Below are 26,429 nucleotides of genomic sequence, written 5' to 3'. Positions count from 1 at the left end.
AGTTTCTAATCATCAAATAAAAGCACAATATTGACCTCAGTTCTACTTATAGTTGTTCTCAACTTATCGAGAACTGATTCAAGGAACAATCTATGGAATATCATCAACTGGGCGCTTTGGCGTTGTTCGCTTTTGTCTCCACTTTTACGCCGGGTCCCAATAACATTATGTTGATGACCTCAGGGGCAAATGTCGGCTTTAAACGCACTATCCCACATATGTTGGGCATTACCTTTGGCTTTGGTGCCATGCTAATTTTGGTGGGCATTGGCTTGATGAGCCTGTTCCACGCATATCCAATTACACACTCCATTTTGAAAGTGTTGAGCTTGAGTTATTTGCTGTACTTGACGTACAAAATCGCCACCAGCGACAAAACCGAAGCAAAACACGATTTTCGCCCAATGTCTTTTTTAGGGGCTGTCGCATTCCAATGGGTGAACCCGAAGGGTTGGTCGATGGCGTTGACGGCCATTACGGTATACAGCAGTGGCGGTGCATGGCTCGAACTGACTTTTATCGCCGGTATCTTCTGTTTAGCCAACTTGCCATCGGTAACATTTTGGACGGCGGCAGGTATGCAATTGCAGCGTTGGTTGACCACCGATAAACGCGTTAAGGGGTTCAACTACAGCATGGCTGCGCTGTTGCTTTTGTCTACGATTCCAATGATATAAGTCTATTTTGGGTTAAAAAACGACTCACTTTACGTAATTGGGAAAGGACAGATACTGCATTTTGCTTGAGGCTTTGGCGTTAATTCACAGTGTAAATTTGTTTAAAGACGCTACCCTCTTGTTAGGGAACTTGATAATCTTTAAATGAGAAAGAGAATAATTATCGAGTAAAGTAACAATGAAAAAGAAGCCTCAACCTAAAACGCTTGTTGTCACAGACACAGAAACCATCACTCCAAACATGCAGCGCATTACCTTGCAAGGTGAGGCGCTGAGCCACTTTCCTCGTGACTGCGAAGGCAGTTACATCAAATTACTGTTTAACGATATGGGTGGCTCGGATCTGAGCATCCTGTCAGAAGACGACCGACCAATCATGCGCACTTACACAATTCGACGCTTTCATCCAGAAACCAGTTCAATCGAAGTGGATTTCGTCCGACACGTAACGCAAGATCTGCAATGCGGATTTGCAGCGCGTTGGGCAATGGCCGCGCAAAAAGGCGACACGATCAGCATTGTTGGGCCAGGTAGCATCTCCAACTTAAATACTGAGGCGGATTGGTTCTTCATGGCTGCCGATATGACGGCACTTCCAGCACTTTCTGCGAAAATTCGTACGCTGCCAGAAGAGGCCAAAGGCTATGCAGTGATCAGCGTGATGTCTCCAGCCGACATTCAACCCCTAAACACGCCAGCCGGTATGGAGTTGATTTGGCTAACTGAACAGCAAACCTTGGCTGATAGCGTTCGCGAACTCGAGTGGTTAGATGGTAACGCTTCGGTATGGTGTGCGTGTGAGTTCGATTCAATGCGTACGCTGCGCCAATATTTCCGCAACGAAAAAGAAGTCGATCGCGAGAATATCTACATCAGCAGCTATTGGAAGCAAGGCGTGTCTGAAGATGGGCACAAAGTGATTAAACGTGAAGACGCGGAATCCAACCAATAGTGATTCATGTCTTTTCGATTCCAGCTCTCATCCTAATAAAAACGCCCGGCATCACCGGGCGTTTTAGCAACTTCAGTTGTATTAAAGTTCATGAAAACTCTAATCCGCTAGTTCCTGCGCTAAAAAGTCGATCAACAACCTCACTTTGGGCGATAAATTTCGGCTTTGTGGATACAGTGCCCAAATGCCTTCACGGTCGTCTCGGTAATCGGTCAGCACCTCGACTAGCTCACCGTTATCTAGGGCTTCTTGAACGTAATAGTCCGGCAACTGCACTAAACCCAAACTACGTTTGGCGGCGCCCATTAGCGCAAAACCACTATTGCATTTAATCCTCCCCGACACGCGCAAAGACTTATCGCGTTTATTTTCCTTAAAATGCCAATAATCGACCGAACCAACCAAGCACTGATGTCGAGCCAGTTCGGATAATGTGTGAGGCTCGCCAAATCGCTCCAAATACATAGGGCTAGCACACACGTAATTTTGACGCGACGAAAGACGCTTTGCGATCATGCTGGAATCTTGCAGGCGGCCAAGACGAATCGCCACGTCTACCCCTTGCTCTATCAAATCCAGTTTTTGATTGGTCAGAACTAAATCGAGATCCACACGCGGGTACTTCTCCAAAAACTGATGCAAGAGCGGTGCGAGGTTCATTTCCCCATAGGTCACAGGCGCTGTCACACGCAGCAAACCTCGCGGTTCGGTTTGCATTTGCGTTACAGCAAGCTCAGCCAGTTCTAGCCCTTCGACCAAGTGTTTGCACTGCTGATAATAAAGCTGTCCAGCTTCAGACAGAGAAACTTTTCGCGTCGTGCGATGCAGTAACTTAACCGCAAGACGCTCTTCAAGTGCCGATACGCGGCGACTGATTTGTGCCACTGACGTTTTCAGTTTAGCCGCGGCAGCTGTAAAGCTGTTAGTTTCCGCTACGGCAACAAACTCGCTGACTCCTTCCCAATTCGCCATGCTGTATTCCTGTCGACCTCTTCTAGACAAATAGTGATTACATTGTTCTCGTCGAGCTACGCTTTGAAAACGGGAAAACTTTACGCGTCAGGTAACGGACGAAGATCGTCGTATTGCGCATCAAGCTCAATACCAAAATATTCTTTCAACGCATCCAGGTAGGCTTGACCTGGCTCTAGCTCTATTTCTGTTAGCGCTTCATGATTTGTGCATCTGAGTGTGTAGTTAAGCAGCGTCACCAACCCACTTTCTGTCGCTCTAGCAGCGACCCTTGCGCTAGTAAAACGCGAATTAGGCGAAGTCGAGGTAAAGAAGTTGCTACATGCAATGTCACCAGCAAACACAAACTCTAGGTCAAAGCTGTATAGATTGTTCCACGTGTCCGTTCCATCGGTTGAAAGCACTTGGAGGAAATAACCAAACTGAGCATCTTTGACAAAACGGAAGGTTTGTAAATCCGTCTGAATCACTTGGTCAAGGATAAATGGCAATGGCGCTCGAGGGGTATTGGAGCCAAAACCCACATCGACAATCCATGTTTGTTCCTCTAACGTCACTAACGTGATTTGATGACTACGACCTGTTGGTGTACCAGACACATGTACACGCCCTAGCAAACTTCGCGCTTCAAACCCAAGAGTGTTGAGCACATCAAGCATTAAACCATTTAATTCAAAGCAGTAACCACCGCGAGAGTGGTACACGGTTTTTTGAATAATATCTTCAATCTCAACAGAGACGCCTCGCTGCAATGCGATGTCAAAATTCTCAAACGGCAGGCAACGATGCTGCGCCACGTGAATTCTGTGCAATGACTCCAAATCGGCGGGCAATTCACTAGGCAAGCCTAGCTTGGTTAAATAGGCACTCAGATCCGTCTTATTCATAATCACTCTTACTTAGCTGATGGTTTGATTGTTTTCTACTCTAGTCCCTCTACCTAACCTCAGGTCAATCGCCTTTTCCGTTTTCCCTTCTGTTTTGAGGAGGCATCACACTCTTGTTGTCCACTCACTTTAACATTATTACGTATATGTAAAAATCATTTTCAAAATGGACGGATTATCATTTTTACTGAAACACCTAAAATGAGCACCAACAAAACGACGCAGCGCGGTAAGCAAACCTTAACTACGCTTATTACGTCACTCCATATACTGAAAATATAAAGGAAACATCCAATGTCGCTTGAAATCAAACCTGGTCAAACTCACATAAAATCAAAAGCAATGGTCGCTTGGGCTGCAGGGGAGCCGCTTAAAATGGAAGAAGTTGATGTACAACTTCCAAAAGCCGGCGAAGTGCTAGTACGCATCGTAGCAACTGGTGTTTGTCACACTGACGCATTCACACTATCAGGTGACGATCCAGAAGGTATCTTCCCTTCAATCCTTGGTCACGAAGGTGGCGGTATCGTTGAAATGGTTGGCGAAGGCGTAACAAGCGTTGAAGTTGGCGACCACGTTATCCCACTTTACACTGCTGAATGTGGTGAGTGTAAGTTCTGTAAATCTGGCAAAACGAACCTATGTCAGGCCGTTCGTGAAACGCAAGGTAAAGGCCTAATGCCAGATGGCACAAGCCGATTTTCTATCAACGGCGAAACTATCTTCCACTACATGGGTTGTTCTACTTTCTCTGAGTACACGGTTCTTCCAGAAATCTCACTAGCGAAAGTAAACAAAGAAGCACCACTTGAAGAAGTTTGTCTTCTAGGTTGTGGCGTAACCACTGGTATGGGTGCGGTATTAAACACAGCTAAAGTTGAAAAAGGCGACACAGTGGCAATCTTTGGTCTCGGCGGTATCGGTCTTTCTGCAATCATCGGTGCTCGCATGGCTGGTGCCAGCCGCATCATCGGTGTAGACATCAACGAAAGCAAATTCGACCTAGCGAAACAACTTGGTGCAACTGATTGCATAAACCCACAAAAATTCGACAAGCCAATTCAAGAAGTGATTGTTGAAATGACAGACGGTGGTGTTGACTACTCATTCGAATGTATCGGTAACGTAAACGTGATGCGCCAAGCACTTGAGTGCTGTCACAAAGGTTGGGGTGAGTCAGTCATCATTGGTGTTGCTGGTGCAGGTCAAGAGATCTCAACTCGTCCATTCCAACTGGTAACTGGTCGTGTATGGCGTGGCAGCGCTTTCGGTGGCGTTAAAGGTCGCTCTGAGCTTCCAGAAATCGTAAACCGTTACATGGCTGGTGAATTCGGCTTACAGGAGTTCATTACCCACACAATGGGATTAGCAGACGTCAACAAAGCGTTTGATCTGATGCATGAAGGTAAGAGCATCCGAACGGTTATCCATATGGATCAATAATGCTGCCTCAGGCTCTCCTTTTGGGGAGCCTGAATTCCTTCTGCTAATTAGAGAGTTTATTCATGACCATTGAAAATGTAAGCCAAGCCAAAGTGTTTGGCGGTTGGCACAAGCAATATACACACGAATCCAATGCCCTAAACTGCACCATGCGCTTCGCGATATTCTTGCCACCTAACGCAACGAAATCAAATCCCGTACCCGCGCTATACTGGCTCTCTGGTTTAACGTGTACCGATGAGAACTTTATGCAGAAAGCGGGCGCATTTCGTATGGCGGCCGAGCTTGGCATTGCGATCATTGCACCAGACACAAGTCCGAGAGGCGAAGGTATCGCTGACGACGAAAGCTATGACCTAGGAAAAGGAGCTGGCTTTTACCTTAATGCGACGCAAGCACCTTGGTCACTGCATTACTGTATGTACGACTATGTGACTGAGGAGTTGCCTGCGATCATCGAAAGTAACTTCCCAGTCTCTGACGTGAAGTCAATTTCCGGTCACAGTATGGGCGGCCACGGAGCGCTCACCATTGGTCTGAAAAATTCAGAACAGTACCGTTCTATTTCAGCGTTCAGTCCAATCAGTAACCCAATGCAATGCCCTTGGGGACAAAAAGCCTTTACTGCTTACTTAGGCAAGGAGCTTGAAAGCTGGAAGCAATACGATGCAAGTGAACTTCTAAAACAACAACAATCACCATTACCAATTTTGGTTGATCAAGGTGATGCTGATGGCTTCTTAAATGAGCAGCTTAGACCGGAAGCGCTGATTGCTGCGGCAAAAATACACGATTCAAACCTAACCTTGAGAATGCAACCAGGCTATGACCATAGCTATTACTTCATCTCAAGCTTTATTGAAGAGCACCTCAACTTCCATGCAAAATATTTGTTTGCATAGTTAATTTAAGTAAGCTCATGAAATAAAAAATAAAGTCACCAAAACTAGGTGACTTTATTTTCTTTACGTACTAACAAATACATATCTGAATATCGATGATTTAAATATGTAAAATAATGTAACTTAAGAACAAATTCGACATCCATTTCTCGCCTTATTAAATTCTCATTTCCGACACAGTATCTTTATTAAAAATGACACAAAGTTGCACTAAAAACCAATTAAATACCGCGAAATCATTACGAAACTCTACCATCATCCCAATACTCTGAGCTTTTAATTAAGAAGCAACTTAATAACCTTGACGTGACGTAAACCGACAGTTATTTTTGAAACATAACGTATTATAAAATCTCATCCGGTTGGCTCTATAATTATAAATAAATTACCGCTAGCACCTTTGTCCTAGCTAAGAAAAAAGAATAAAACTCAAAAGGGCATATGATGAAAAAGATAGTCGCGCTAGGTCTGTTTTTTGTTGCGCCATTCTTGTCTGCAAATACGATCGTATTTAGTAGTAGCCAGCAGCCTAGTGTCATACTGGAACTGGAAGAGATCCAAGCTTTACCTACCACTAGCTACACGATGACATTGCCTTGGCTTCCTGCCTCGTCAGAGTTTTTAGGCGTTAAACTCAGCACGCTTCTTACACACGTCTACGGAAAGGTACCAGAGCAGGTTGATATCAGCAGCTTAAACGACTATCACTCGACATTGTCCCGACAAGATATTCTTCGATATCAACCAATACTGGCTTATCAACAAGATCAGAATTACATAAAAGTCAGGAATAAAGGTCCTTTCTGGGTGATATATCCACTCAATCTCTATCCAGAGCTAAACTACAATAAATATCATGCGCAAATGGTATGGCAAGTAAATGAAATAAAAGAAAAATAATAAGAATGAAGTTATCAGAACCCTATTCTAAGAAACAAAGAATATTGCAATATTCTACCACCAGCAAAATGCTGCTGGTGGTGTTTGCCGTTTCTTTGCTTCTCGCGAATGTCGTGCTTTTACAGCAAACACGTTCACTCTCACAAAATTTTAATAACGAACAAAAACAAGCGACTTGGTTTTTATTCCAACTCTCCAAAGAACTATCAGAACTTGTCGGCGAGGCCAGACGGTTAGATGAAAACGTATTGAATATTGATGGTGCAGAGCTTCAATACGAGTTAGCGTGGAGTCGCTTTGACTTATTGACCAGTAGCACGAAAGCCAATAAGTTCTTTTCTCGGAACAACATGCACCTTTACTTCATTAACCTTTTTGAAGAGTTCAAAGAGCTAGAAAAACAACTAGTAGAAGCTAGAACAGGTGATAGCCAAGCTGCTGCTGCATTTTATCGTTCAACTCAAACACTATATTTAGGCTTAATAGACTTCGTTAATCAAAACTTTCGTCTAAGCAGTAAAGCTTATGAAGCACAAAAAGGTCAAACCCAGCGCTTAATGCAAGCACAATATATGTTGTTTGCGACGTTCGTTTTGTCGATTATCTCTTTAACTTATTTCTTTTATCGTGAATCCCATTTTCATAGAAAATTGGCGCTCAGCGACCCTTTAACGAACCTAGGGAACCGCAATGCACTATTCATTACCCTAAACAAATTTACTCAAGAAAAAAGGCCCTTTTCTCTCTGGATTCTAGATTTAAATGGTTTTAAAGAAGTCAACGACACACACGGACACCAAGTTGGCGACACTGTACTGCGGGAAATCGCTAGGCGGCTTAATTCTATGGCACTCAATGATTTTACTGTTTATCGCATGGGAGGAGATGAGTTCGCGGTTATCCTTGAAGGTGAACATCTCAATGAAGAGAACGTACGTGAGCAGATAAATACCGTCTTTGATGCACAAATATTAAACTCCGATAAAGTCTCAACACTTTCAACAAGCATGGGCTTAGCGCAATACCCTAAAGACAGTGACAATGTTGACTTTCTTATCAGCATAGCGGATAAGCGCATGTACAAAATGAAATTTCAACGTTAAACGGTATATATGATGAGAAAGTTCATGCAAGTACTGCTTCTACTGGCAGTCATTGCGGCAGGTGTGTTGGCTTGGGTATTTATTCCATCGCACGAAACCATCGGGCAAAAAACGCTTGAGCAGGCACTCAACGACGACTACAGCCTCGTTGGACATCGAATCTACTCAACCGATCCGGATGCTGGCAACCGATTCGGCTACTTCGTATTGGCAACGGGCCAGAGCATTGAAGAGCAAGAGCCGTTTTTGGTCACTTCGGATCAGTTTATTCGCATGGAGCAAACGGGTGATAATACCTTGTCTGTGACCGTCAATGGCCGTATTTACCATTATCATAACGACTTGTGGGTGCCAAAATCAGACGGGAAATTGCAACACTTTTTAGTCAGCGCAACCGCCAAATACGTACGCTAAAACGGGAACCTTACTCTCCCAAAAAAAACAAAGCCCCGCATGTACTGCGGGGCTTTTTACGTGAAGAAGAAAATAACATCGAAAAAATGAGCGTTACTTCACTAACACTTTCTCTTTAATCACTTTGAGTACCCCAGCCTCTTGGTTGCTTGGCGCAGAATAACGAGCAATTTTCTTAATCTCTTCGTGCGCGTTGGCAACCGCGTACGAATGCTCACTGACTTGCAGCATTTCGAGGTCATTGAGGTAGTCACCAAACGTCATAGTTTCTGCCGGAGTAAAATTCATCGTCTCTTGAAGATGCTGAATGGCCGCGCCTTTAGAGGCCTCGGCATTCATCACATCCAGCCAGATTTTTGCACTCACCACGACTTTATGCGTTGCGCCAAACTTTGCGTTCATGGTCGGGAACAGGAGCTCTTCCGAACCATCAAAGTGACAAATTGCTACCTTAATAAACTCGTCTTCGACCTCAAGCAAATCCGGCACATATTCACAGCGGTGGTAGTACTTTTGAAATTCTTCCAGCGATTGCTGATCATGCGTTTCGATGTACGCCGAGCGCTTGCCACACAATACGATGTTCGCCCCGTCAATCTCACGAGCCGCTTTCACAATCTCCAACACTTCCGCTTTAGGAATGGTACAACTGTAGAGCTCATTGTCTTGGTACATCACTAAGGTGCCGTTTTCAGCCACATACAACAGTCTGTCTTTGATTGGCGCGAACGTGTCTCGCAGACTGTAATACTGACGACCAGACGCAGCGGAGAACAAAATACCTTGCTCTTCCAGTTGCAAAAACAGATCGAAAAACTCTGGATCCAAACGACCGTATTGGTCAAGCAATGTGCCATCCATATCGGAAGCAATAAATTTGATGCGAACTTGTGACATTAACTAAAACTCTAAATGACGCTGCGAAAATATATCCATGTAAGGTACAGGATCTTGTATGAATCTCAAGTCGGGATGACGACGCCTTTCGCTATTACCAAGGATGCTGTTTAAAGTAATCTTCACTGTGATCGATGAAAGCTCTCACCGCAGGAGACAAGTGTTTACGTGATGAATACAGCGCGTAAATGTTGAGATCATTTGGCTTCCAATCCGGCAACACCGACTCAAGCTGATCCGATTTGAGATAGATATTGCTCAAGTAAGTTGGCAACATCGAAATACCCATGCCTTGTAAAGCGCCATGCAATAACGCCGTGGCCTCATTGCTGGTTAGGCGACACTCAATTCCCACCGATTCGAACTGGTCGCCCTGAGACAAATGCCACACGTGGCGCTCAAAGTTTTTGTATCCCAAACAGTCGTGTGAAGATAAATCTCGCGGATGCGCGATCGCGTGGTGAGTTTGTAAATATTGCGGTGATGCTACCAACACCGATTCGCACACCGCAATCGGCTTACCAATCAAAGAAGGATCGGGATCTGACGCAATTCGGATCGCCAGATCGATACGTTGTTCGGTTAGATCACTCACTGAATCTTGCAGATCTATGTCGATATGCACTTTGGGGTGCTTTTGCATAAAACTGTTTACTACGGGGATCAACTGTGAGAATCCAAATGAAGTACTAGACGCAAGACGGATTTTTCCGGACAGCTCACCATCAGCGGCAATGTTCGACGTTAATGTATCGGCCTGTTTTAACCAGCGCTCAATCTGAGGCAAGCTGCGCTCCCCTGCGGTGGTGAGGGACACCTTGCGCGTGGTGCGGTGTAACAAACGAGTTTGCAGCCAGTTCTCCATCGCCTCTACATAACGAGTTACCATTGGCCGAGACATGTCTAACCGCTCGGCGGTCGCGGTAAAACTGCCAGAATACACCACATCTACAAATACTCTTGCTGCCGTTACTCTATCCATACATTTGCTCGAAATAAGAAATAGTGATGCACATTATTGTGTATTTTTCCGAGCGTATCAATTTCCTAATATAGCTCCCGTTCCCAAGCCATGGTCGCTTGGCCCCAAATTTTTTAGGAGCTTATTATGAAAAAATTCACTTTGATTGCTGCATCCATTTTAATGGCAAGCCCTGTTCTAGCGGCAAACCACTCTCCCCTTACTCTTGAGGTTTACAACGCCGACGGTAACAGCTTCCACGTAAACTCAACCTTGGTATACGGTGAGACTGACGCCATGGTTATCGACACTGGCTTCACCAAAGCTGACGCGATGCGCATTGCCGCTAAAGTGTTGGACTCAGGCAAAACACTTAAAACCATTTTTATCAGCCAAGCGGACCCAGATTACTACTTTGGCGCAGAGGCCTTACACCAACAGTTCCCTGATGCGCAGATCATCACAACGCCTGCGGTTCAAAAAATTATTAAAGAGAAATTGGCTGGAAAGCTGGCGTACTGGGGACCAAAGCTTGGCGCAAACGCACCAGTAAAACCAGTGATCCCTGTCGCGTACGACAAAACATCATTGGAGCTAGAAGGTCATAAGATTGAAATTCGTGGTAACCATGGCACATCAGCACACCGCCCTTACCTATGGATTCCAGATAACAAAGCGATTCTAGGTAACGTAGCCGTGTACTCAAACGTACATTTGTGGATGGCAGATGCCGCTGACCAAACCGCCATCAATGCTTGGGAGCAGCAACTTAGCGAGATGCTTGCGCTTAAACCTCAAGTGGTCATTCCTGGTCACATGAAAGCAGGCACAAAGCTGAACGCAGACACCATTCGCTACTCGCTACAATACTTGCAGGATTTTCAGCAAGCGAAAAAACACAGCAATAACAGCGTTCAACTCATTGACACCATGTCTGCGAAATACCCAGAAGCTCAATTGCCAATCGCGCTAGAAATCGGTGCGAAAGTGCATACTGGTGAAATGTCATGGTAACCGTGCATTACTTCTTCGATCCCATGTGTGGTTGGTGCTACGGTGCATCCCCACTCATCGAAGCCTTGATGGACACCTCTCAATTTAAGGTAGAGCTTCATCCCGGCGGTATGATTGAGAAACGCGCGATTGAATCTGAATTTCGTCAGCACATCATCAACAGTGACGCTCGTATCGCAACCGAAACCGGAGCAACGTTTGGTGAAGCATATCTGCAACGCGTGAAAAGCGAAGATGCGTTTGTTCTTGATTCTTATCTACCCACACAAGCGATCTTGAGTGCGGAGAAAATGGGGCTGAATCCATGGCACATGCTAAAGGCCATCCAATCTGCGCATTATCAGCTCGGGTTAAAAGTGAATGAAGCATCGACGCTCAAAGCCATTGCAGAATCGCTAGGTTTAGCAAGTGATGCGTGGGAGCAAAACATGACGTTAAGCGAAGCCGAACTAGGTGAGAGAATTCGCACTAGCCGACAATTGATGCGCCAGTTACACGTTGGTGGTTATCCAACCATGATTGCAGAAGTAAATGGCGAGTACTTGACCTTGCCGCACTCGACCTACTACGACAAACCGGCACAGTGGAAGCTTGCATTACAAAAACTGCAATAAGCTCTTCCCCACTCGCTCTTGTTCTTAATCCAAGAGCGAGTGCCAACACCGACATGGCAATCCTGACTCAAACAGGTACAATCCTCGCTCGATTTTTTACTCTCGCGGATACCCACCATGCACTCGCCTGAACATTATTTTACTCGTTTTACTGCTGATATTTCTGGCTATGAATCGCCAACGCAGTTTACGTTTCCGTTCTACTACACGCCGCATCCTCTTTGCGTTATGGCCGCAAAGCAATTGCAGCAGCACTTATTAGCGCAAACCGACTTCGAACACGATTTTGGTTTGGTTAATGAAGAAACGGGGCGAGGCAAAATGTTTGGCGTATTGCTGGTAGAAAGCCCTCAAGGCGAGCTCGGCTTTTTAAGTGCGTTTTCTGGCAAAATTGCCGACCAAAACTTGATTCCAGGATTTGTCCCTCCTGTATACGACATGCTGACCGATGAAGGCTTCTTCCGCGCAGAGACAGATGCCATCAACGCCGCCAATGCGGAGTACAAAACCTGTGCCGCGAATCCGGAATTGGCGGAGCTTAAAGCGCAAATCCAAGCCGACCGAGCCGCTTATCAGCAAGAAGAGCAAACACAGCGCCAAGTGATGATTGACGGCCGCGCCGCACGCAAACGACAGCGTCAACAGGGCGAGCAAACACTCAATGCCGATGACCTCAAAATCTTGTTGGATGAGTTGGGTAAGCAAAGTGTCGCCGAGAAAAACGTTCTCAAATACTTAAAGCAAGCGTGGGATGAAAAGCTTGCAATCAAAGAAGCGCGATTGGCCGAGTTAGAGCAGCAACTTGCTCACCTGAAAGAGCAGCGCAAGACACTCTCCAACGCTTTACAGCACAAACTGCATAAACAATACCGCTTCCTAAACAGCCATGGCGAAGCACGCGACTTGGTGGACATTTTTACGGACACCACAAACCCAATACCACCAGCAGGTGCAGGGGAATGTGCTGCGCCAAAACTGCTCCAATACGCGTTTAAACACGAATTCAAACCGCTGGCGTTGGCGGAGTTTTGGTGGGGTGTGTCGCCAAAGTCTGAAGTTCGCCAACACAAAAAGTTCTACCCATCGTGTAATAGCAAATGTCAGCCGATTTTAGGCCATATGATGCAAGGGCTGGACGTCGAACCTAACCCATTGGCGGAGAATTGGGCAGAAGACAAAGAGCTAGAGATAATCTACCAAGACGACGCTATGGTCGTCGTCAACAAGCCCTCGGGCTTACTTTCAGTGCCAGGTAAAACTATCAAGGACTCTGCTTATACGCGCCTACAAGCGATGTTCCCTGATGTGGAAGGGCCGTTTGTGATTCATCGCCTCGACATGGCGACCTCTGGCATTTTGGTGTTTGCCTTAACTAAGCGCGCGAACAAAAGTCTGCAAAAACAGTTTATGGCTCGCGGCGTACAAAAACGTTATATGGCACTGCTCGAAGGCGTATTAAACGAGCCTGAAGGGGAAATTTCACTGCCAATGCGTGGTGACCCCGACGACCGCCCACGTCAACTGGTGTGTTTTGAACACGGGAAACATGCAGAAACCTACTGGCAACTGATTGAAGTCAAAGATGGGCGCAGCAAGGTATACATGTATCCGAAAACCGGGCGAACTCACCAACTACGTGTACACAGTGCTCATCACATGGGGTTAAACATGCCGATGGTTGGTGATGGTTTATACGGCGAAAAAGCCAACCGCTTACACCTGCATGCTGAGATGCTAGAGCTGGATCATCCATACAGCAAAGAGCGCATGGTGTTCAAAGCTGAGTGCGAATTCTAACGTCTTCCCGAGTTTAAATAACAAAAAGGCACTGACTATCAGTGCCTTTTTTGGTTTCTAACAACAGAATAAGCGTGATGCGCGATACCGAAAACCGTTAGCTCACCTTAAACTTGGTCCACACCTGAGAGCGCCAACGCCTTGCCATGATGATACCACGCACCCATTCATCGAGTGCGATTGCCATCCAAGCCCCTAAAACGCCATACCCCATGTGAATGCCAAAGATGTAAGAGAAAAGCACACCTAGTCCCCACATACTCAAAATCCCCATTTGCACTGGGAACTTGATGTCACCCGCGCCTTTGAGCCCCGCGATAAAAATCAGGTTAAACACACGTCCGGCCTCGAGCAAAATTGAGCCCATGACTAACGAACCTGCCAATGCGAGTATCTCTGGTTGATCGGTAAATACGCGCAGAATCTCTTCTCTAAACAGGTAAATCAGTGTGGTTGCCGCCGTTGATGCCACAAATCCTACTAAGAAGTAGATTTGTACGCGTTTTAAAATGCTGCTCACCCAACCTTTACCGATGTAGTAACCAGTCTGAATTTGCGCTGCCTGACCAATTGCCAGCGCGAAAGCAAACGAGAAACGGGCAATGTTTTGCGCATAAGTGAAAGCCGCTAACGATGCCGTCCCCATTTGCACCACAAAATACACAATGCAGATTTGCGCCACGTTGTAAGACAGCACCTCACCCGCGTTCATGCCGCCGATTTTTAAGATCTTTTTGTAAATCTCTACGGGCACTTGTTTCATGGTCGACATTGGTAGCTCAATGCTGCTGCGCGCGAGAATAAACCATAACATTAACGTACCGATGACTTGGCTGACGACGGTTGCTATTGCCACGCCTTGCACGCCATACACAGGTAAACCAAATGGCTGGTAAAGCGCAATATAGTTACCAATGATGTTGAACACACCCGAGATCAAATTCACCACCATTGGGGAACGTGAATAACCATGACTACGCAGAATAGTTGTAAAAACAACGCCAATCGTAACGTTAAACGTCATCGCACCGCTTATCAGCAGATATTCATGAGCGTACTGCTCGACTTGCGCTTCCAAGCCGTAATACGGGAGTAGATATATCGCACCAAGCACGGCAATCACACTCAATAGCACACCGACGAGCACAGACAACGCAATACTCGCAACACCAACGCTCACTGACTCTTGCTCGCGTCCAGCGCCATTGTATTGGGCAATCAAAATCCCCGTACCGCTACTGACAAAGGTCGAAACGATGATTAAAAAGAAGGTAATCTGCGTGATCACACCAACAGCGGATACGGCTTTGTCTGAGTAGCCACTCAGCATGAACACGTCACTGGTTCCTAAAGCCGTCCGTAGCAAAATTTCGACAAGAATTGGCCAAGCTAATGCCACGATGGACATTCGTTGGTTGATGTTTTGGCTTTTAGGCATGCTTGTAACCTTTCCTACAACTAAAAACTGCCTCACAATATTTGTGAAGCAGTTTAAAAATAGTGACTCGAACGAAGCTCGATATGAGGTTGTGATTTAGCGCGGATTCTAGTCGCATATTGGTCATAACGACAACAATATTTCGCCCTGTTTCGGAAAAATATTTCTAATGCATTTTCGAAACGACATATGCCTTGACGATACGTAGAGCAGAGATTGGTGAACAATACTCTCAATCAACGAGCACCGAACAGAATCAGGATAATCAATAGAAATATCTCCAACTAGATACATTACTTTGAGTTATCAGTCCAACCATATAGAGCCATGAAGAACCGTCATGAAAACCTGCATGCGCCACCATTCCTCTTTGAACACTCGCACCAAATCACACTGATGGCTTTGCACTAAAAATGACTGATATCACATTTGGAAACTTTGTTGTTCTATTTATCGCGAAAATACCGCCTAGAATAAGCGTACACGTTAATTAAGCAAGGATACGTAATGTCGACATTGGCTGGGGCGCGCTTAGAAGAAATGGCGGACATCCGCTCAACAAGAAAAAAGAAAATTGTCTTTTTATGCTCCAGTATCGCCGCTGCCTGTTTAACTTATGGTTCCATTGCTCAATCACTTGAGAATAACTGGGGTTTAAGCTTTTTCCATGCTTTGTGTGCCTTGGCATGCTTAGCAATCAGTTATGTAATAAAAGTCCAGCGGCACCATCAATACGCCGACTTATGGCTAAGTGCTGTCTTAATGTTCGAAGGGTTATTGTTACTTCTGTATAACGATGCTCCGTCAGGCAAAATGTTATGGCTATATCCTATTGTCGCCACTCTGGTATTAATTAATGAGTTTAAGGTCGGTCTGTTGTTCAGTGGCACCTACATTTTACTGATCTTTTTTGGGGTCGCTTTTTTAGATCGACTGCCAGCAGCCACAGAAATCATAGAGCGGAGATTGATGCTGACCCTGATAGCGACCGCGTTTGTGTGTCACACGTTCTCGTATTACTACACGAAAGTCCTCAATTACATTCAAACACTGTATCGTGAGGGGATTGAGGAGTTAGCATATTTTGACCAGCTCACTGGGCTTGCCAATCGCTGGAGCTTTGAGACTTGGGCGCGCGCAAAGCTCGATAAAATCAAGCACTCATCTGATGACAGCATCACCGCATTGGTCTTTCTCGATATCGATAACTTCAAGCACATCAACGACACCTACGGGCACGATATTGGTGACCAAGTACTTCAAGCCTTCGCAACTCGATTAAAAAATAACATTCGCAACAAAGACAGAAAAACCGATAAACACGACTACTCCATCGCTCGATTTGCGGGCGACGAGTTTGTAATCATGCTTTACGATGTAAAAAGTAAAGATGACCTCGACAGCATCCTAAAACGGATCGTGAATCTGTTTCCGACAGGTTACCGAAGCTACGATATGATTAACGAGTTAACAATGAGTGTAGGTGCTGCTATCTATAAGCAAGATGCAAAGGATTTGTCTGAATTGACTCGATGTGCAGATAAAGCAATGTACGCAGCTAAACATACTGGTAAAAACCAGTACGCCTTTTATGAGCACTGCAATACGGAAGAACAGTCAACATCTGATGCACCAGCGGTACCAGAAGCTTGCTAATGACTAAGCGAACACATGCATCACCCAAAGCCCCACAACGAGGAATACGATTAACCACACTACTTGCAACGTTCTGTTCGGCTTGTCTTGCTGACGAGTGGGGTGATCTTTAAACGCACGGCCCTTCATTTTGCCCATTAAGCTCTTTCCTAGAGCACGTCGATAAAATTCACGTCTCTTATGAGCGGCATTGGCAACTTCGGTAAAGCGCTGTCTTTGCTCATTGGTGAGATCTTTGTCCTCGTAACGAGGAGGGAGATCAGAATGCTTGCGTTGTACTGCCATCACTTCCTCCCTGGTCGATGGGTACATTTTTATTAAGTATATACCCAAATAACCAAAAAGATGCGTTATAAGTGAAGCACATAGACGAAAAAACCACCCGAAGGTGGTTTTATGACGAGCAACAAATGAACGCTAGAAGTACTCACATAAATACGCAGTCGCTTCTTTCACTTGAAGCTCAAATGAAGAATTACCTTCCACTTCAAAAAACTCACCACTTTGATAAGTCGTCCAATCGTTCTCGCCAACACGCTTGACCACAAGCGCACCTTTTACAACCGTCATACGCTCTGGTGCTTGAGTACCAAACGTGTACTCACCAGGAAGCATCACACCAACGCTAACATCCTGATCTTTCTGGTTAAAGCCTAGTGATTTTACACTACCAGCAAAATAGCTATTTTCCTTAATATTCATTATTGGTTTCCTTATCAAAAGTCTGCTCTTTTTTACCTTGTTTCTTTCCGTTACTCAAGCTTTGAAAGCCATTAAACTCAACGTAATAACGCACATCCTTTGCTACTGAGCGAGAACCTTTTTTCGCGAGGATTAATCAGGCGACCTAAACCGAGCAAGAAAACCTGCGAAGTAATGAATGTGAGCAAACAACAAAACCATCAATAAGATGTGTATCTGAATGTAAAAGTGGACATTAGATCATAGTTTCGTCGTCTCAATGGCGGGATTGTTTGTTTTTAAAAAGGAAGGTTTCCACCATGTTAAAAAAGTGGAGAAAATTAGATCTATGACGGACTCGACTCGCCGAAGGCGAAAAGCACGACAAGAACCAAAACTTTCATTTTTGGCTCGCCACCAATCCAAAATCCTCAAGAGTACATTTGTCTGCTTCGGGATGGGTCTGTTGACGTTTTTTGGCTATCAAATCCACCTCTCCTATCAAGACCACATTGATCCGGAAAAGGTGTACGGCGAATGGATTGAGATTGGCGCGCCACCCTACCAAACAGAACGTCTCGTTTTCACTGAAGATGGGGTATACCGAAACCATCGACTTATTACGACGGAATTTGAATTCGATGGCAAGGTCATCACGTTGAATACCGGATTAGGAAAGACAGCGTATCAGATCTCGGGCTCTCATCTTTCACCTCAAATACGCCGTATTGAGCCTCTTATTCCAGATCAGCGATTCATTCGTAAAGGATTTGAGCATACCGTTCAGGGCTCAGAAACCGGTGCAGCCTCTAAACGTCGCGCCGCGTTGAGTGAACACTTCAGCCGTGACTAGTATGTCTTCACGGCTATTTTTCCTTTCAATTCTCTTTCTATATCAATGAAACAAAACCTTAATAAACAACAAAATAAGGCCTTCATCGCATTTAACCAACTCGTTACTGAGTAAACAATAATTTTAGTTTCTGCTGAGATTTTATAAATTATTGACTCAGTCTGACACTTTCTGTGTAACAGAGTGCGAGTTTTAGTTAAGTTCTCTCAAGTGCCTCGAAAACCGTCTTAATTTTTTTTGACGAAAAAAAACTCTCTGAAATGCTGAGTGTGATGCTTTTGCACGTGGAGTAAATCCAATCATCTTATCTGGTGCAAGAGCAGCCTATGTTCTAGGTAGAACATGAATCCAAGGATTGAGAGAGAAGTTATGATTCGATTTAACCTATGTGCAGCTGGAGTTGCTTTAGCGCTATCAGGTGCTGCAGTTGCGGCTCCAACCGCACCAAGTATCGATATGTACGGTTCCAACAACCTTCAGTTTTCTAAAATTGAACTCGCGATGGAAACCACGTCAGGCTACTACGACATGGTGAAATACCATGAGCAAGCGAAGATCACTGTTAAATTTAACCAGTGGAGTGGCACACCTGGTGACACTTACAACGTCTATTTTGATGGTGTAAAAGTAGCAAGCGGCCCTATCACTGGTAGCCAAACGACAGCTTCGTTTGAATACGGCCAAGGTGGCTTATACCAAATGGAAATCGAAGCATGTGATGCGACAGGTTGTGCGAAAAGCGCACCAGCTGAAATCACGATTGCAGATACCGATGGTTCTCACCTGAAGCCACTAACGATGAATGTTGATCCAAACAACAAAACCTACAATACCGATCCAAGCGTCGTGATGGGTACGTATTTTGTTGAATGGGGCATCTATGGCCGTGACTACACAGTCGATAATATGCCGGTCGACAACTTGACTCACATCCTTTACGGTTTTATCCCAATTTGTGGCCCAAATGAGTCTGTGAAGTCTGTTGGCGGCAACAGTTTCAACGCGCTACAAACTGCTTGTACAGGTGTGCCTGATTATGAAGTCGTTATCCATGACCCTTGGGCTGCTTATCAGAAGAGCTTCCCACAAGCTGGTCATGAATACAGCACGCCTATCAAGGGTAACTACGCAATGCTAATGGCATTGAAACAACGTAACCCTGATCTAAAAATCATCCCATCGATCGGTGGTTGGACACTGTCTGACCCATTCTTCGATTTCGTGGACAAGAAAAACCGTGACACATTCGTCGCATCAGTTAAGAAGTTCCTGAAAACTTGGAAATTCTACGACGGTGTTGATATCGACTGGGAATTCCCTGGCGGCGGCGGTGCAGCAGCCGATAAGGGCGACCCTGTAAACGATGGCCCAGCATACATCGCACTGATGCGTGAACTGCGCGTAATGCTTGATGAATTAGAAGCTGAGACAGGCCGTACTTACGAGCTAACGTCCGCTATCGGTGTCGGTTACGACAAGATTGAAGACGTAGACTACGCAGATGCAGTTCAGTACATGGATTACATCTTCGCAATGACTTACGACTTCTACGGTGGTTGGAATAACGTTCCTGGTCACCAAACTGCGCTTTACTGTGGTTCATTCATGCGTCCTGGTCAGTGTGACGGTAGTGGCGTTGATGAGAACGGCGAACCGTACAAGGGTCCTGCTTACACAGCAGATAACGGCATCCAACTTCTTCTTGCTCAAGGCGTTCCTGCGAACAAGCTAGTACTTGGTACAGCAATGTACGGTCGTGGCTGGGAAGGCGTAACTCCAGATACGCTAACCGATCCAAACGACCCAATGACAGGTACTGCTACAGGTAAACTGAAGGGCAGCACAGCGCAAGGTGTTTGGGAAGATGGCGTAATTGACTACAAAGGCATTAAGTCATTCATGCTAGGTGCAAACAACACTGGTATTAACGGCTTCGAGTACGGCTACGATGCACAAGCAGAAGCACCATGGGTATGGAACCGTACTACGGGCGAGTTGATCACATTTGATGACCACCGTTCAGTGCTAGCAAAAGGTAGCTACGCGAAGTCTCTTGGTCTTGCTGGTCTATTCTCTTGGGAAATTGACGCGGATAACGGCGACATTTTAAACGCGATGCACGAAGGTATGGCTGGTGGTGTGGTTCCTCAACCAAACCGTAAACCAACCGCAGCCGCTGGCGCAGATCAATCGGTAACAGGTCCTGCAAATGTGGTTCTAGATGGCAGCCTGTCAAACGACTCTGACGGCACCATCGCAAGCTACGCTTGGGAACAAGTATCCGGCACAGCAGTGGTACTAACAGGTGCAAACTCAGCGAAAGCAAGCTTTGATGCAGCAGAAGTTACTGTTGAAGAGCAATTAACTTTCAAGCTGACGGTGTCTGATAACGAAGGTGCAACGGCATCTGACCTCGTTGTAGTAACAGTGAAACCAGCAGGTGTTGTTGACCCAGTGAACAACGCACCAGTAGCGCAAGTTGTTGCTCCAGCAACAGCAAACGCTGGTGACGTTGTGGTTGTAGATGCAGCTGCGTCTAGCGATGCAGACAACGATACCCTGACATTCAACTGGACTCTACCTCAAGGTCTGAATGCAACGGTTGAAGGCTCTAAAGTCACGTTCACTGCTGCGGAATACCCGCAAGACACAAGCTTAAGCTTCACTGTAAGTGTGAGCGACGGTAAAGCTTCTTCATCGGCAAGCGCGACAGTGGTTGTTGCACAGCACACAACCGATCCGAACCCTGGTACTTGTGACAACGCATGGGATGCGAGCGCAGTGTACACAGGTGGTAACCAAGTGACTCACGCAGGTAAAACGTGGGAAGCGAAATGGTGGACTCAGGGTGACGATCCTAGCCAATCTGGCGAATGGGGCGTTTGGAAAGAAGTTGGCGTAGCTAACTGTAACTAATTTCAGCCTTGCAGACGTTCTGCTAAATAAACAAAGGACAGCTTCGGCTGTCCTTTTTGGATTTAACCTCTTAACGAGGAGAGCAACACCAGAGACGAAAAAATCTGAGGTGTTACTTTCAAATCGAATTAGCGCAAAACGGAGCGAGTCAATCAGTAAAAGTAAGGGTTACCAAGCACTATCGAGCAAACGGTCAAAACTACTGAAGACTTGCCCACACTTCATCACTCGACCATGCCCCTGACCTTGTGTTGTCACTAACTCAACGTTTTTAATCTCTTCAGCCGCTTTTGCCGAGACACTGTATTTGGTGAACTTGTCTTGCTCATCGTGAATAATAATGGTGTGAGACGGACGCTCAGACAAACGCTTCATCGGATCAATGGACTGTAACGGATAACCAAATTGGTCTTCAACTTCTGAAACCACAGCATTAAAAAGCTTCATCGAGTAACCGGAACGTGCAATGCTACCGAATAAGTTCTCTACGTAATTTAATACCGGAGCAATAAGCAGCAAAGGCTTGTTTTCTAATTTACTGTGCCTACACTCAAGAGCAGAAGCGGTGCCCATGCTGTGCCCAACTAGGCCAACAATATCCTCGACCGTATCCAACACATCTTCTAATCCTCTGACAAACCCCGGAATGTGCCCATACTGCCCCTCACTCTCACCATGTGCCGGATGATCGTACGCCAAAGCAGTAAACCCTTTCGACGCAATATGTTCCATCAGTGGATAAAACTGACTTGCCGTTCCAGACCAACCATGAGTTAGCACCCAAATAGGTCCAGAGCCCAAAGTATAGGTTTTGATGATGCCTGCATGCCCTTTAATTTCACCTTTGATAAGCCCTTGAGGTTCAATATTTTTAGGTTGCGTACGAGCCGGTGTCAGAAGAAGCTTGCGCGCGGTCTTCTTTGCATGTGACGGGGCCAGTGTATGGTGTAACCGAGTACTAATGTTCACCAAACTGCGCTTAATACTGAAACGTTGCGATGTATTAAAGTAAATTTTTTCACTCATAATCATGTCCTTAACTATCAGCTTTGCACAAAATAGAACGGTCGTGCTTTTTATGCTGATAAGAAAGAGCGAACTCAGCCGCTCTTTGTGATTTTATGTCTACGAATCTGGGAAGCGAATAACCGATATTAGCCTTTCCAGCGAGAAAATAAGTTGTCGATCCCTTGCCAAAACAGACGCAAGCTTTCTTGCTCACCTTTAATTGAGTAAAAAACATGCGCACTCAAATAGAGACCGTACAAATCAAACGTTGCTTGGCGTGTATCTAAGTCTGCTGCAAATTCTTGCTTCTCTTTGCCTTTCGCTATTTGGATCTCCAAATAACTCAGCCAAGTGTCTATGGATTTACGCAGTCCGGCCTGAAGCGGGCAATCTTTATCTGCCGTATCATTCCAAGCGTCAAGAAACATACAACTTCCTTGGAATGCGTGATTCCAAGTCATCCAAGAGTCGAGCAACCCTCGAATTTTACGCTCGATATTGCCATCCCCGAGTTCTCGAGCAGGCTCAATAACCCGATCAGCGAACACTTTATTGGCGTGATCAAGCACCGATAGCTGTAAATTCAACTTCGAATTAAAGTGGGCAAACAGACCACTTTTCGACATACCGCATTGCTTGGCTAACTCTCCAATCGTAAGACTTTCTAATCCGTCTTCGCTGGCGATCTCAAAAGCCCGCTGCAGAATAAACTCTTTTGTCACTTTTCCTTTTTGCATAATCTTATTTTTAGCACGATCGTTCTTTTTTGCAATCTAGAGTTAACTGGTCTAACCATTATTCAGTGCTATTTTCGACTCACGAATCAGGTATTGATTGCGTTAATAGGTTAATAATTAAGAAGTTTGAAGTAAGTCTTAATTTTCGAAACAGCTTCAATGTAAGCGCAAGTCTGTTGACTTTTTCACGTATTACTTCAACAACAACCTGCTATTTTCACCTAAGTTTTTTATTTAGGTAAACAATGTAATGGCAAAGAAACAAAAAATAGCCAGCTTAGAGTTTGCACGTATCATTGCAATGCTTGCGATTGTGGGTTTGCATTGCCAGATGGCACTGACGTACTGGCAGTGGGATGGGATACCATGGGTTGGCTATATGCTCAACCAACTGGCTCGTTTTGCTGTTCCGCTGTTCTTTCTCATCTCGGGTTATCTAATCCAGCCGAAGTTGAGTCATTCACCTATCGATACTCTTAAGAACTACGCCAAACCGTTAATGAAGGTTTGGCTCATTTGGAGCATGATCAGTTTACTGATGCCATTCCAATGGCAGACGGTCGCTGAGGCTGGGTATCTCGCCGAAAGGCAAGGTTATTGGGGGTACTTAAGGTCAACCCCGATCAATTCACTCATCGAAGGCGGACTCGTTCATCTGTGGTTTATTCCGGCTCTGGTCATTGCCGTAGCGTTAATTGCCTTTCTCGTGCATATCAATATGGCGCAACTGATACTGCCAACCGCAGTATTGCTATACATATACGGGGCCTTTGCTGGCAGTTACGCGACCATTACCGACCTGCCAGCGCCTTTCTTTACTCGTAACGGGCCTTTTTTCAGCACGTTGCTAGTTGCTCTAGGTTATTTCGCACGAGAAGTGCAGTGGCGGTGGTCGCGAAACAATACGGTTCGATGCATTATTCTTGGCATGGCACTGCATTTTGGTGAAGCTTACTGGCTGATGCAACATGACATCGCTTTCAACTCGCACGACTTCCTATTCGGTACCGTTATCTGGGCTGTAGGTGTCTTTATGTGGCTTTTGGCTCACCCTCATTTTGGCGACATGCCTTGGGTCTTCAAACTATCTCCTTGCGTGTTAGGAATATATGTTAGCCATCTGCTTATCATAATTGTCATGATGAATGTCGCTGAATTTATCGGGCTGCAACACCTCGCGAAAGATGTGTTTATCTATCCTGCAACGATTGTTGCAACCATACTGCTTGTGAAAGCAATTGATGCTTCACCGTTGAAAAAATGGCTCCTACGCTAAATGCATTCAGCTCTAGATATAGCTAGCTTTAACTCAAAAGGGTTAGAGCTAGCCAGTTAAAAATGAGATTTCTCTCTCACTGACCAATTTTTGACTTTCTAATCCTTCAGAATTTGCTTTCACTCACAAAAAACATTGTTCATTTCCTTTAAATTGGCTCGACTATTACAACATTGCTCATTAAACGGAGGCTGTATGTGGGCAGGTCAAGGACTCGTTCCTTTTTTAGAGATTAGTCACTGGTTAACTTACGGTTTATATGCCGCTGCGGTTTTATTCGGCGCAGCAAGCATTGCGTCACTCAGAAAATAGTGGCGCACACTATCATTTCCTAACTCCTACTGTTAATTCGAGCTCTCTCACAACTAACTCATTCATTTGTGGCTAATATTTCTCCAACCAGACAAAGGAGAAATGTCTATGCCAATCTATCCAATTGTGGCTTTCTGCTGTTTGTTGTTCTCTAGCGCCACCTTTGCTGCATCAACCAATGAACTGAACCTTGTTAATTCTGGTGTCGGTTACGCGGCTCTGATTATCTTTTCGATCGCTTACATACTGGTTATGTTGGAAGAGTATCTGAAAATGAGAAAATCCAAGCCAGTGCTGCTCGCTGCAGGATTAATTTGGATTCTGATTGGCTACACCTTTGCTCAGCACAACCAGCCTGAAATCGCCAAATCCGCACTAGAACACAACTTGTTGGAATATGCCGAGTTGCTGTTGTTTTTGCTCGTGGCGATGACTTACATCAACGCAATGGAAGAACGCAAACTCTTCGATGCCTTACAGGCGTGGATGGTTGGTAAAGGTTTTGGATTCAAAAAGTTGTTCTGGCTGACGGGGTTTCTCGCTTTTGTCATTTCACCGATTGCCGATAACTTAACTACGGCCCTTTTGATGTGCGCTGTAGTGATGAAAGTCTCTGGTGATAATCCTAAGTTCGTCAATCTTGCTTGTATCAACATTGTTATCGCAGCCAACGCTGGCGGTGCATTCAGCCCATTTGGTGATATTACAACCCTGATGGTGTGGCAGGCCGGTCATGTCAGCTTTGCTGAGTTCATTCCGTTGTTTGTACCGTCATTGGTGAACTACTTGGTTCCCGCATTTTTGATGTCACTTTTTGTTCCAAACACAAAACCGAATACGATTCACCAACACGTTGAGCTAAAACGCGGGGCAAGGCGTATTGTCGCGTTGTTCATTTTGACGATTGCCACCGCAGTCTCTTTCCATGCTGTGCTGCACTTCCCACCCGTTATGGGCATGATGATGGGCTTGGCGTACTTACAGTTTTTCGGATATTTTTTGCGCCAAACTCTCAAACACTCACTCGCAAAAAAAGCAGCTATGGCAATTGCCAATGGCGATGATCAGGCATTGAAGCGCTTAGGCTCAGTGGTTCCGTTTGATGTGTTTCATCGTGTGTCTCGAGCCGAATGGGACACCTTGTTGTTCTTCTACGGTGTTGTAATGTGTGTTGGCGGTTTAAGTTTACTTGGCTACCTCGAACTGGTTTCAAACGTCATGTACACGCAATGGAACCCAGTCTGGGCAAACGTAATGGTTGGTGTCCTATCTGCAATCGTCGATAACATTCCGGTTATGTTTGCTGTACTGACCATGGAACCAAGCATGTCGATGGGCAACTGGCTACTGGTCACATTAACCGCAGGTGTCGGTGGCAGTTTGCTTTCCATTGGCTCCGCGGCAGGCGTCGCTTTAATGGGAGCCGCGCGTGGACAATACACCTTCTTTGGCCACCTAAAGTGGGCTCCCGTCATCGCCTTGGGTTATGCCGCCAGTATTGCGGTACACTTGTGGATGAATAGCGGTTTATTTACTTAAAAGCACCGACAATCAGGTGCTTAACTTGCAACACAACCTAGCGGTCGGATGGATGGTTAACGCCATCCATCACTTCAATCGCTCCCAACTCATATGGGTTGACGCCCTCTAAGCAGCCGACATTATAGCCATACTCACTCGGGTCAGAACGACGCTGATGGTGCGTATAAATACCGCACTCGCCACAGAAAAAGTGCTTCGCAGTGTGTGTATTAAATTGATACTGCTTCAAGACGTCTTCACCTTGCATAATACGAATACCGTTCAAAGGTACAGATGCGACAATCGCGCCACGACGTCGACACATAGAACAGTCACACCGTCTCGGTTTCTCAATACCATTGGGTAACGCCAGTTCCAGCTCAACTTTTCCACAGTGGCAACTCAGTCGATGTAATGTGTTGATTTGGGTGTTGCCAACTTTCTTAATCATAACTTTTCCTTGTTGTTTTTCTATCTGTGTACATTATGTTAAACAGG

The 26,429-nt window shown here is 45.4% G+C and carries 25 protein-coding genes; 15 read left to right on the top strand and 10 right to left on the bottom strand.

The window, feature by feature from the left end; all coding sequences use genetic code 11:
- Positions 1 to 92: 92 nt before the first annotated feature.
- Both R7Q38_RS05375 and R7Q38_RS05370 read left to right on the top strand, forming a co-directional pair.
- Positions 93 to 677 carry a LysE family translocator gene (locus R7Q38_RS05375; protein WP_062730858.1) on the top strand — a complete coding sequence of 195 codons (585 nt, stop codon included), beginning with the start codon at positions 93 to 95 and terminating at the stop codon, positions 675 to 677.
- Positions 678 to 855: 178 nt separating this feature from the next.
- Positions 856 to 1,629 (top strand): siderophore-interacting protein, encoded by a 774-nt coding sequence (locus R7Q38_RS05370; protein ID WP_045603380.1) that lies wholly within the window; start codon positions 856 to 858, stop codon positions 1,627 to 1,629.
- Positions 1,630 to 1,728: 99 nt separating this feature from the next.
- Here R7Q38_RS05370 and R7Q38_RS05365 read toward each other — a convergent pair whose 3' ends face one another.
- Both R7Q38_RS05365 and R7Q38_RS05360 read right to left on the bottom strand, forming a co-directional pair.
- On the bottom strand, positions 1,729 to 2,601 hold the full coding sequence (locus tag R7Q38_RS05365) for a LysR family transcriptional regulator (protein WP_045603379.1): 873 nt from the start codon (positions 2,599 to 2,601) through the stop codon (positions 1,729 to 1,731).
- Positions 2,602 to 2,681: 80 nt separating this feature from the next.
- Positions 2,682 to 3,488: an arylamine N-acetyltransferase family protein gene (locus tag R7Q38_RS05360; RefSeq protein WP_005374380.1), complete on the bottom strand. Its 807-nt coding sequence runs from the start codon at positions 3,486 to 3,488 to the stop codon at positions 2,682 to 2,684.
- Positions 3,489 to 3,782: 294 nt separating this feature from the next.
- Here R7Q38_RS05360 and R7Q38_RS05355 point away from each other — a divergent pair, with 294 nt between their 5' ends.
- The 5 genes from R7Q38_RS05355 (at position 3,783) to R7Q38_RS05335 (ending at position 8,250) form a co-directional block, all read left to right on the top strand.
- The gene (locus tag R7Q38_RS05355; protein WP_017821027.1) at positions 3,783 to 4,931 is read left to right on the top strand and encodes an S-(hydroxymethyl)glutathione dehydrogenase/class III alcohol dehydrogenase; all 1,149 of its coding nucleotides are present in this window, start codon (positions 3,783 to 3,785) and stop codon (positions 4,929 to 4,931) included.
- A 62-nt stretch (positions 4,932 to 4,993) separates the two neighbouring features.
- Positions 4,994 to 5,833: an S-formylglutathione hydrolase gene (gene fghA, locus R7Q38_RS05350; RefSeq protein WP_005374382.1), complete on the top strand. Its 840-nt coding sequence runs from the start codon at positions 4,994 to 4,996 to the stop codon at positions 5,831 to 5,833.
- Positions 5,834 to 6,277: 444 nt separating this feature from the next.
- Positions 6,278 to 6,733 (top strand): hypothetical protein, encoded by a 456-nt coding sequence (locus R7Q38_RS05345; protein ID WP_005374384.1) that lies wholly within the window; start codon positions 6,278 to 6,280, stop codon positions 6,731 to 6,733.
- A gap of 5 nt (positions 6,734 to 6,738) precedes the next feature.
- Entirely contained in the window at positions 6,739 to 7,836 is a 1,098-nt protein-coding gene (locus R7Q38_RS05340) for a GGDEF domain-containing protein (RefSeq protein ID WP_005383270.1), read from the top strand.
- Positions 7,837 to 7,845: 9 nt separating this feature from the next.
- A complete protein-coding gene (locus R7Q38_RS05335; RefSeq protein ID WP_044129611.1) occupies positions 7,846 to 8,250 on the top strand; it encodes a hypothetical protein in 405 nt (134 codons plus the stop codon).
- Between the two features lie 93 nt (positions 8,251 to 8,343).
- On the opposite strand, the gene R7Q38_RS05330 is transcribed toward R7Q38_RS05335, so the two are convergent.
- Complete coding sequence (locus R7Q38_RS05330) at positions 8,344 to 9,147, bottom strand: HAD family hydrolase (protein ID WP_137282902.1); 804 nt, start codon at positions 9,145 to 9,147, stop codon at positions 8,344 to 8,346.
- Positions 9,148 to 9,241: 94 nt separating this feature from the next.
- Positions 9,242 to 10,129 carry a LysR family transcriptional regulator gene (locus R7Q38_RS05325; protein WP_137282903.1) on the bottom strand — a complete coding sequence of 296 codons (888 nt, stop codon included), beginning with the start codon at positions 10,127 to 10,129 and terminating at the stop codon, positions 9,242 to 9,244.
- 126 nt (positions 10,130 to 10,255) lie between these two features.
- Here R7Q38_RS05325 and R7Q38_RS05320 point away from each other — a divergent pair, with 126 nt between their 5' ends.
- From R7Q38_RS05320 to R7Q38_RS05310, 3 genes are all read left to right on the top strand, one after another.
- The gene (locus R7Q38_RS05320) at positions 10,256 to 11,122 is read left to right on the top strand and encodes an MBL fold metallo-hydrolase (protein WP_318114145.1); all 867 of its coding nucleotides are present in this window, start codon (positions 10,256 to 10,258) and stop codon (positions 11,120 to 11,122) included.
- Positions 11,116 to 11,736: a DsbA family protein gene (locus tag R7Q38_RS05315; RefSeq protein ID WP_137282905.1), complete on the top strand. Its 621-nt coding sequence runs from the start codon at positions 11,116 to 11,118 to the stop codon at positions 11,734 to 11,736. Before R7Q38_RS05320 ends, R7Q38_RS05315 begins: the two co-directional genes overlap by 7 nt.
- Before the next feature lie 117 nt (positions 11,737 to 11,853).
- Positions 11,854 to 13,533: an RluA family pseudouridine synthase gene (locus R7Q38_RS05310; protein WP_239939118.1), complete on the top strand. Its 1,680-nt coding sequence runs from the start codon at positions 11,854 to 11,856 to the stop codon at positions 13,531 to 13,533.
- A 97-nt stretch (positions 13,534 to 13,630) separates the two neighbouring features.
- Here R7Q38_RS05310 and R7Q38_RS05305 read toward each other — a convergent pair whose 3' ends face one another.
- Positions 13,631 to 14,971: an MATE family efflux transporter gene (locus tag R7Q38_RS05305; protein WP_064354450.1), complete on the bottom strand. Its 1,341-nt coding sequence runs from the start codon at positions 14,969 to 14,971 to the stop codon at positions 13,631 to 13,633.
- A 507-nt stretch (positions 14,972 to 15,478) separates the two neighbouring features.
- Between R7Q38_RS05305 and R7Q38_RS05300 the strand changes: the two genes are divergently transcribed.
- Positions 15,479 to 16,627: a GGDEF domain-containing protein gene (locus R7Q38_RS05300; RefSeq protein WP_005374403.1), complete on the top strand. Its 1,149-nt coding sequence runs from the start codon at positions 15,479 to 15,481 to the stop codon at positions 16,625 to 16,627.
- A gap of 3 nt (positions 16,628 to 16,630) precedes the next feature.
- On the opposite strand, the gene R7Q38_RS05295 is transcribed toward R7Q38_RS05300, so the two are convergent.
- Both R7Q38_RS05295 and R7Q38_RS05290 read right to left on the bottom strand, forming a co-directional pair.
- Positions 16,631 to 16,912 carry a hypothetical protein gene (locus R7Q38_RS05295; RefSeq protein ID WP_005374405.1) on the bottom strand — a complete coding sequence of 94 codons (282 nt, stop codon included), beginning with the start codon at positions 16,910 to 16,912 and terminating at the stop codon, positions 16,631 to 16,633.
- A 132-nt stretch (positions 16,913 to 17,044) separates the two neighbouring features.
- Positions 17,045 to 17,329: a pyrimidine/purine nucleoside phosphorylase gene (locus R7Q38_RS05290; RefSeq protein WP_137282907.1), complete on the bottom strand. Its 285-nt coding sequence runs from the start codon at positions 17,327 to 17,329 to the stop codon at positions 17,045 to 17,047.
- Positions 17,330 to 17,657: 328 nt separating this feature from the next.
- Here R7Q38_RS05290 and R7Q38_RS05285 point away from each other — a divergent pair, with 328 nt between their 5' ends.
- Together R7Q38_RS05285 and R7Q38_RS05280 are read left to right on the top strand one after the other, a co-directional pair.
- Complete coding sequence (locus R7Q38_RS05285; RefSeq protein WP_005374408.1) at positions 17,658 to 18,161, top strand: DUF2850 domain-containing protein; 504 nt, start codon at positions 17,658 to 17,660, stop codon at positions 18,159 to 18,161.
- A 369-nt stretch (positions 18,162 to 18,530) separates the two neighbouring features.
- Entirely contained in the window at positions 18,531 to 21,077 is a 2,547-nt protein-coding gene (locus tag R7Q38_RS05280) for a glycosyl hydrolase family 18 protein (RefSeq protein WP_149191663.1), read from the top strand.
- Between the two features lie 168 nt (positions 21,078 to 21,245).
- Here the strand turns inward: R7Q38_RS05280 and R7Q38_RS05275 are convergent, their stop codons facing one another.
- Both R7Q38_RS05275 and R7Q38_RS05270 read right to left on the bottom strand, forming a co-directional pair.
- Complete coding sequence (locus R7Q38_RS05275) at positions 21,246 to 22,103, bottom strand: alpha/beta hydrolase (RefSeq protein WP_086047587.1); 858 nt, start codon at positions 22,101 to 22,103, stop codon at positions 21,246 to 21,248.
- 128 nt (positions 22,104 to 22,231) lie between these two features.
- On the bottom strand, positions 22,232 to 22,822 hold the full coding sequence (locus R7Q38_RS05270) for a TetR/AcrR family transcriptional regulator (protein ID WP_005374416.1): 591 nt from the start codon (positions 22,820 to 22,822) through the stop codon (positions 22,232 to 22,234).
- A 250-nt stretch (positions 22,823 to 23,072) separates the two neighbouring features.
- Between R7Q38_RS05270 and R7Q38_RS05265 the strand changes: the two genes are divergently transcribed.
- Both R7Q38_RS05265 and nhaD read left to right on the top strand, forming a co-directional pair.
- Positions 23,073 to 24,098, top strand: coding sequence for an acyltransferase (locus R7Q38_RS05265; RefSeq protein ID WP_213965758.1), 1,026 nt, complete (start codon positions 23,073 to 23,075; stop codon positions 24,096 to 24,098).
- Positions 24,099 to 24,518: 420 nt separating this feature from the next.
- Positions 24,519 to 25,949: a sodium:proton antiporter NhaD gene (nhaD, locus tag R7Q38_RS05260; RefSeq protein ID WP_005374422.1), complete on the top strand. Its 1,431-nt coding sequence runs from the start codon at positions 24,519 to 24,521 to the stop codon at positions 25,947 to 25,949.
- Between the two features lie 37 nt (positions 25,950 to 25,986).
- Here the strand turns inward: nhaD and R7Q38_RS05255 are convergent, their stop codons facing one another.
- Positions 25,987 to 26,382, bottom strand: a complete 396-nt coding sequence (locus tag R7Q38_RS05255) for a GFA family protein (RefSeq protein ID WP_053308033.1) — start codon at positions 26,380 to 26,382, stop codon at positions 25,987 to 25,989.
- Between the last annotated feature and the right edge of the window lie 47 nt (positions 26,383 to 26,429).

Source organism: Vibrio sp. Vb0598 (assembly GCF_033338935.1).
GTDB lineage: Bacteria > Pseudomonadota > Gammaproteobacteria > Enterobacterales > Vibrionaceae > Vibrio > Vibrio alginolyticus.
Note: the sequence above shows the minus strand (reverse complement) of the source record. Positions and strands in the feature narration are given on the sequence as shown.

Bases quoted from the DNA above. Each gene is read 5' to 3' on its own strand.
- R7Q38_RS05375 (WP_062730858.1), top strand. From the start codon at position 93: ATGGAATATCATCAACTGGGCGCTTTGGCGTTGTTCGCTTTTGTCTCC.
- R7Q38_RS05370 (WP_045603380.1), top strand. From the start codon at position 856: ATGAAAAAGAAGCCTCAACCTAAAACGCTTGTTGTCACAGACACAGAA.
- R7Q38_RS05365 (WP_045603379.1), bottom strand. From the start codon at position 2,601: ATGGCGAATTGGGAAGGAGTCAGCGAGTTTGTTGCCGTAGCGGAAACT.
- R7Q38_RS05360 (WP_005374380.1), bottom strand. From the start codon at position 3,488: ATGAATAAGACGGATCTGAGTGCCTATTTAACCAAGCTAGGCTTGCCT.
- R7Q38_RS05355 (WP_017821027.1), top strand. From the start codon at position 3,783: ATGTCGCTTGAAATCAAACCTGGTCAAACTCACATAAAATCAAAAGCA.
- fghA (WP_005374382.1), top strand. From the start codon at position 4,994: ATGACCATTGAAAATGTAAGCCAAGCCAAAGTGTTTGGCGGTTGGCAC.
- R7Q38_RS05345 (WP_005374384.1), top strand. From the start codon at position 6,278: ATGAAAAAGATAGTCGCGCTAGGTCTGTTTTTTGTTGCGCCATTCTTG.
- R7Q38_RS05340 (WP_005383270.1), top strand. From the start codon at position 6,739: ATGAAGTTATCAGAACCCTATTCTAAGAAACAAAGAATATTGCAATAT.
- R7Q38_RS05335 (WP_044129611.1), top strand. From the start codon at position 7,846: ATGATGAGAAAGTTCATGCAAGTACTGCTTCTACTGGCAGTCATTGCG.
- R7Q38_RS05330 (WP_137282902.1), bottom strand. From the start codon at position 9,147: ATGTCACAAGTTCGCATCAAATTTATTGCTTCCGATATGGATGGCACA.
- R7Q38_RS05325 (WP_137282903.1), bottom strand. From the start codon at position 10,129: ATGGATAGAGTAACGGCAGCAAGAGTATTTGTAGATGTGGTGTATTCT.
- R7Q38_RS05320 (WP_318114145.1), top strand. From the start codon at position 10,256: ATGAAAAAATTCACTTTGATTGCTGCATCCATTTTAATGGCAAGCCCT.
- R7Q38_RS05315 (WP_137282905.1), top strand. From the start codon at position 11,116: ATGGTAACCGTGCATTACTTCTTCGATCCCATGTGTGGTTGGTGCTAC.
- R7Q38_RS05310 (WP_239939118.1), top strand. From the start codon at position 11,854: ATGCACTCGCCTGAACATTATTTTACTCGTTTTACTGCTGATATTTCT.
- R7Q38_RS05305 (WP_064354450.1), bottom strand. From the start codon at position 14,971: ATGCCTAAAAGCCAAAACATCAACCAACGAATGTCCATCGTGGCATTA.
- R7Q38_RS05300 (WP_005374403.1), top strand. From the start codon at position 15,479: ATGTCGACATTGGCTGGGGCGCGCTTAGAAGAAATGGCGGACATCCGC.
- R7Q38_RS05295 (WP_005374405.1), bottom strand. From the start codon at position 16,912: ATGGCAGTACAACGCAAGCATTCTGATCTCCCTCCTCGTTACGAGGAC.
- R7Q38_RS05290 (WP_137282907.1), bottom strand. From the start codon at position 17,329: ATGAATATTAAGGAAAATAGCTATTTTGCTGGTAGTGTAAAATCACTA.
- R7Q38_RS05285 (WP_005374408.1), top strand. From the start codon at position 17,658: ATGACGGACTCGACTCGCCGAAGGCGAAAAGCACGACAAGAACCAAAA.
- R7Q38_RS05280 (WP_149191663.1), top strand. From the start codon at position 18,531: ATGATTCGATTTAACCTATGTGCAGCTGGAGTTGCTTTAGCGCTATCA.
- R7Q38_RS05275 (WP_086047587.1), bottom strand. From the start codon at position 22,103: ATGAGTGAAAAAATTTACTTTAATACATCGCAACGTTTCAGTATTAAG.
- R7Q38_RS05270 (WP_005374416.1), bottom strand. From the start codon at position 22,822: ATGCAAAAAGGAAAAGTGACAAAAGAGTTTATTCTGCAGCGGGCTTTT.
- R7Q38_RS05265 (WP_213965758.1), top strand. From the start codon at position 23,073: ATGGCAAAGAAACAAAAAATAGCCAGCTTAGAGTTTGCACGTATCATT.
- nhaD (WP_005374422.1), top strand. From the start codon at position 24,519: ATGCCAATCTATCCAATTGTGGCTTTCTGCTGTTTGTTGTTCTCTAGC.
- R7Q38_RS05255 (WP_053308033.1), bottom strand. From the start codon at position 26,382: ATGATTAAGAAAGTTGGCAACACCCAAATCAACACATTACATCGACTG.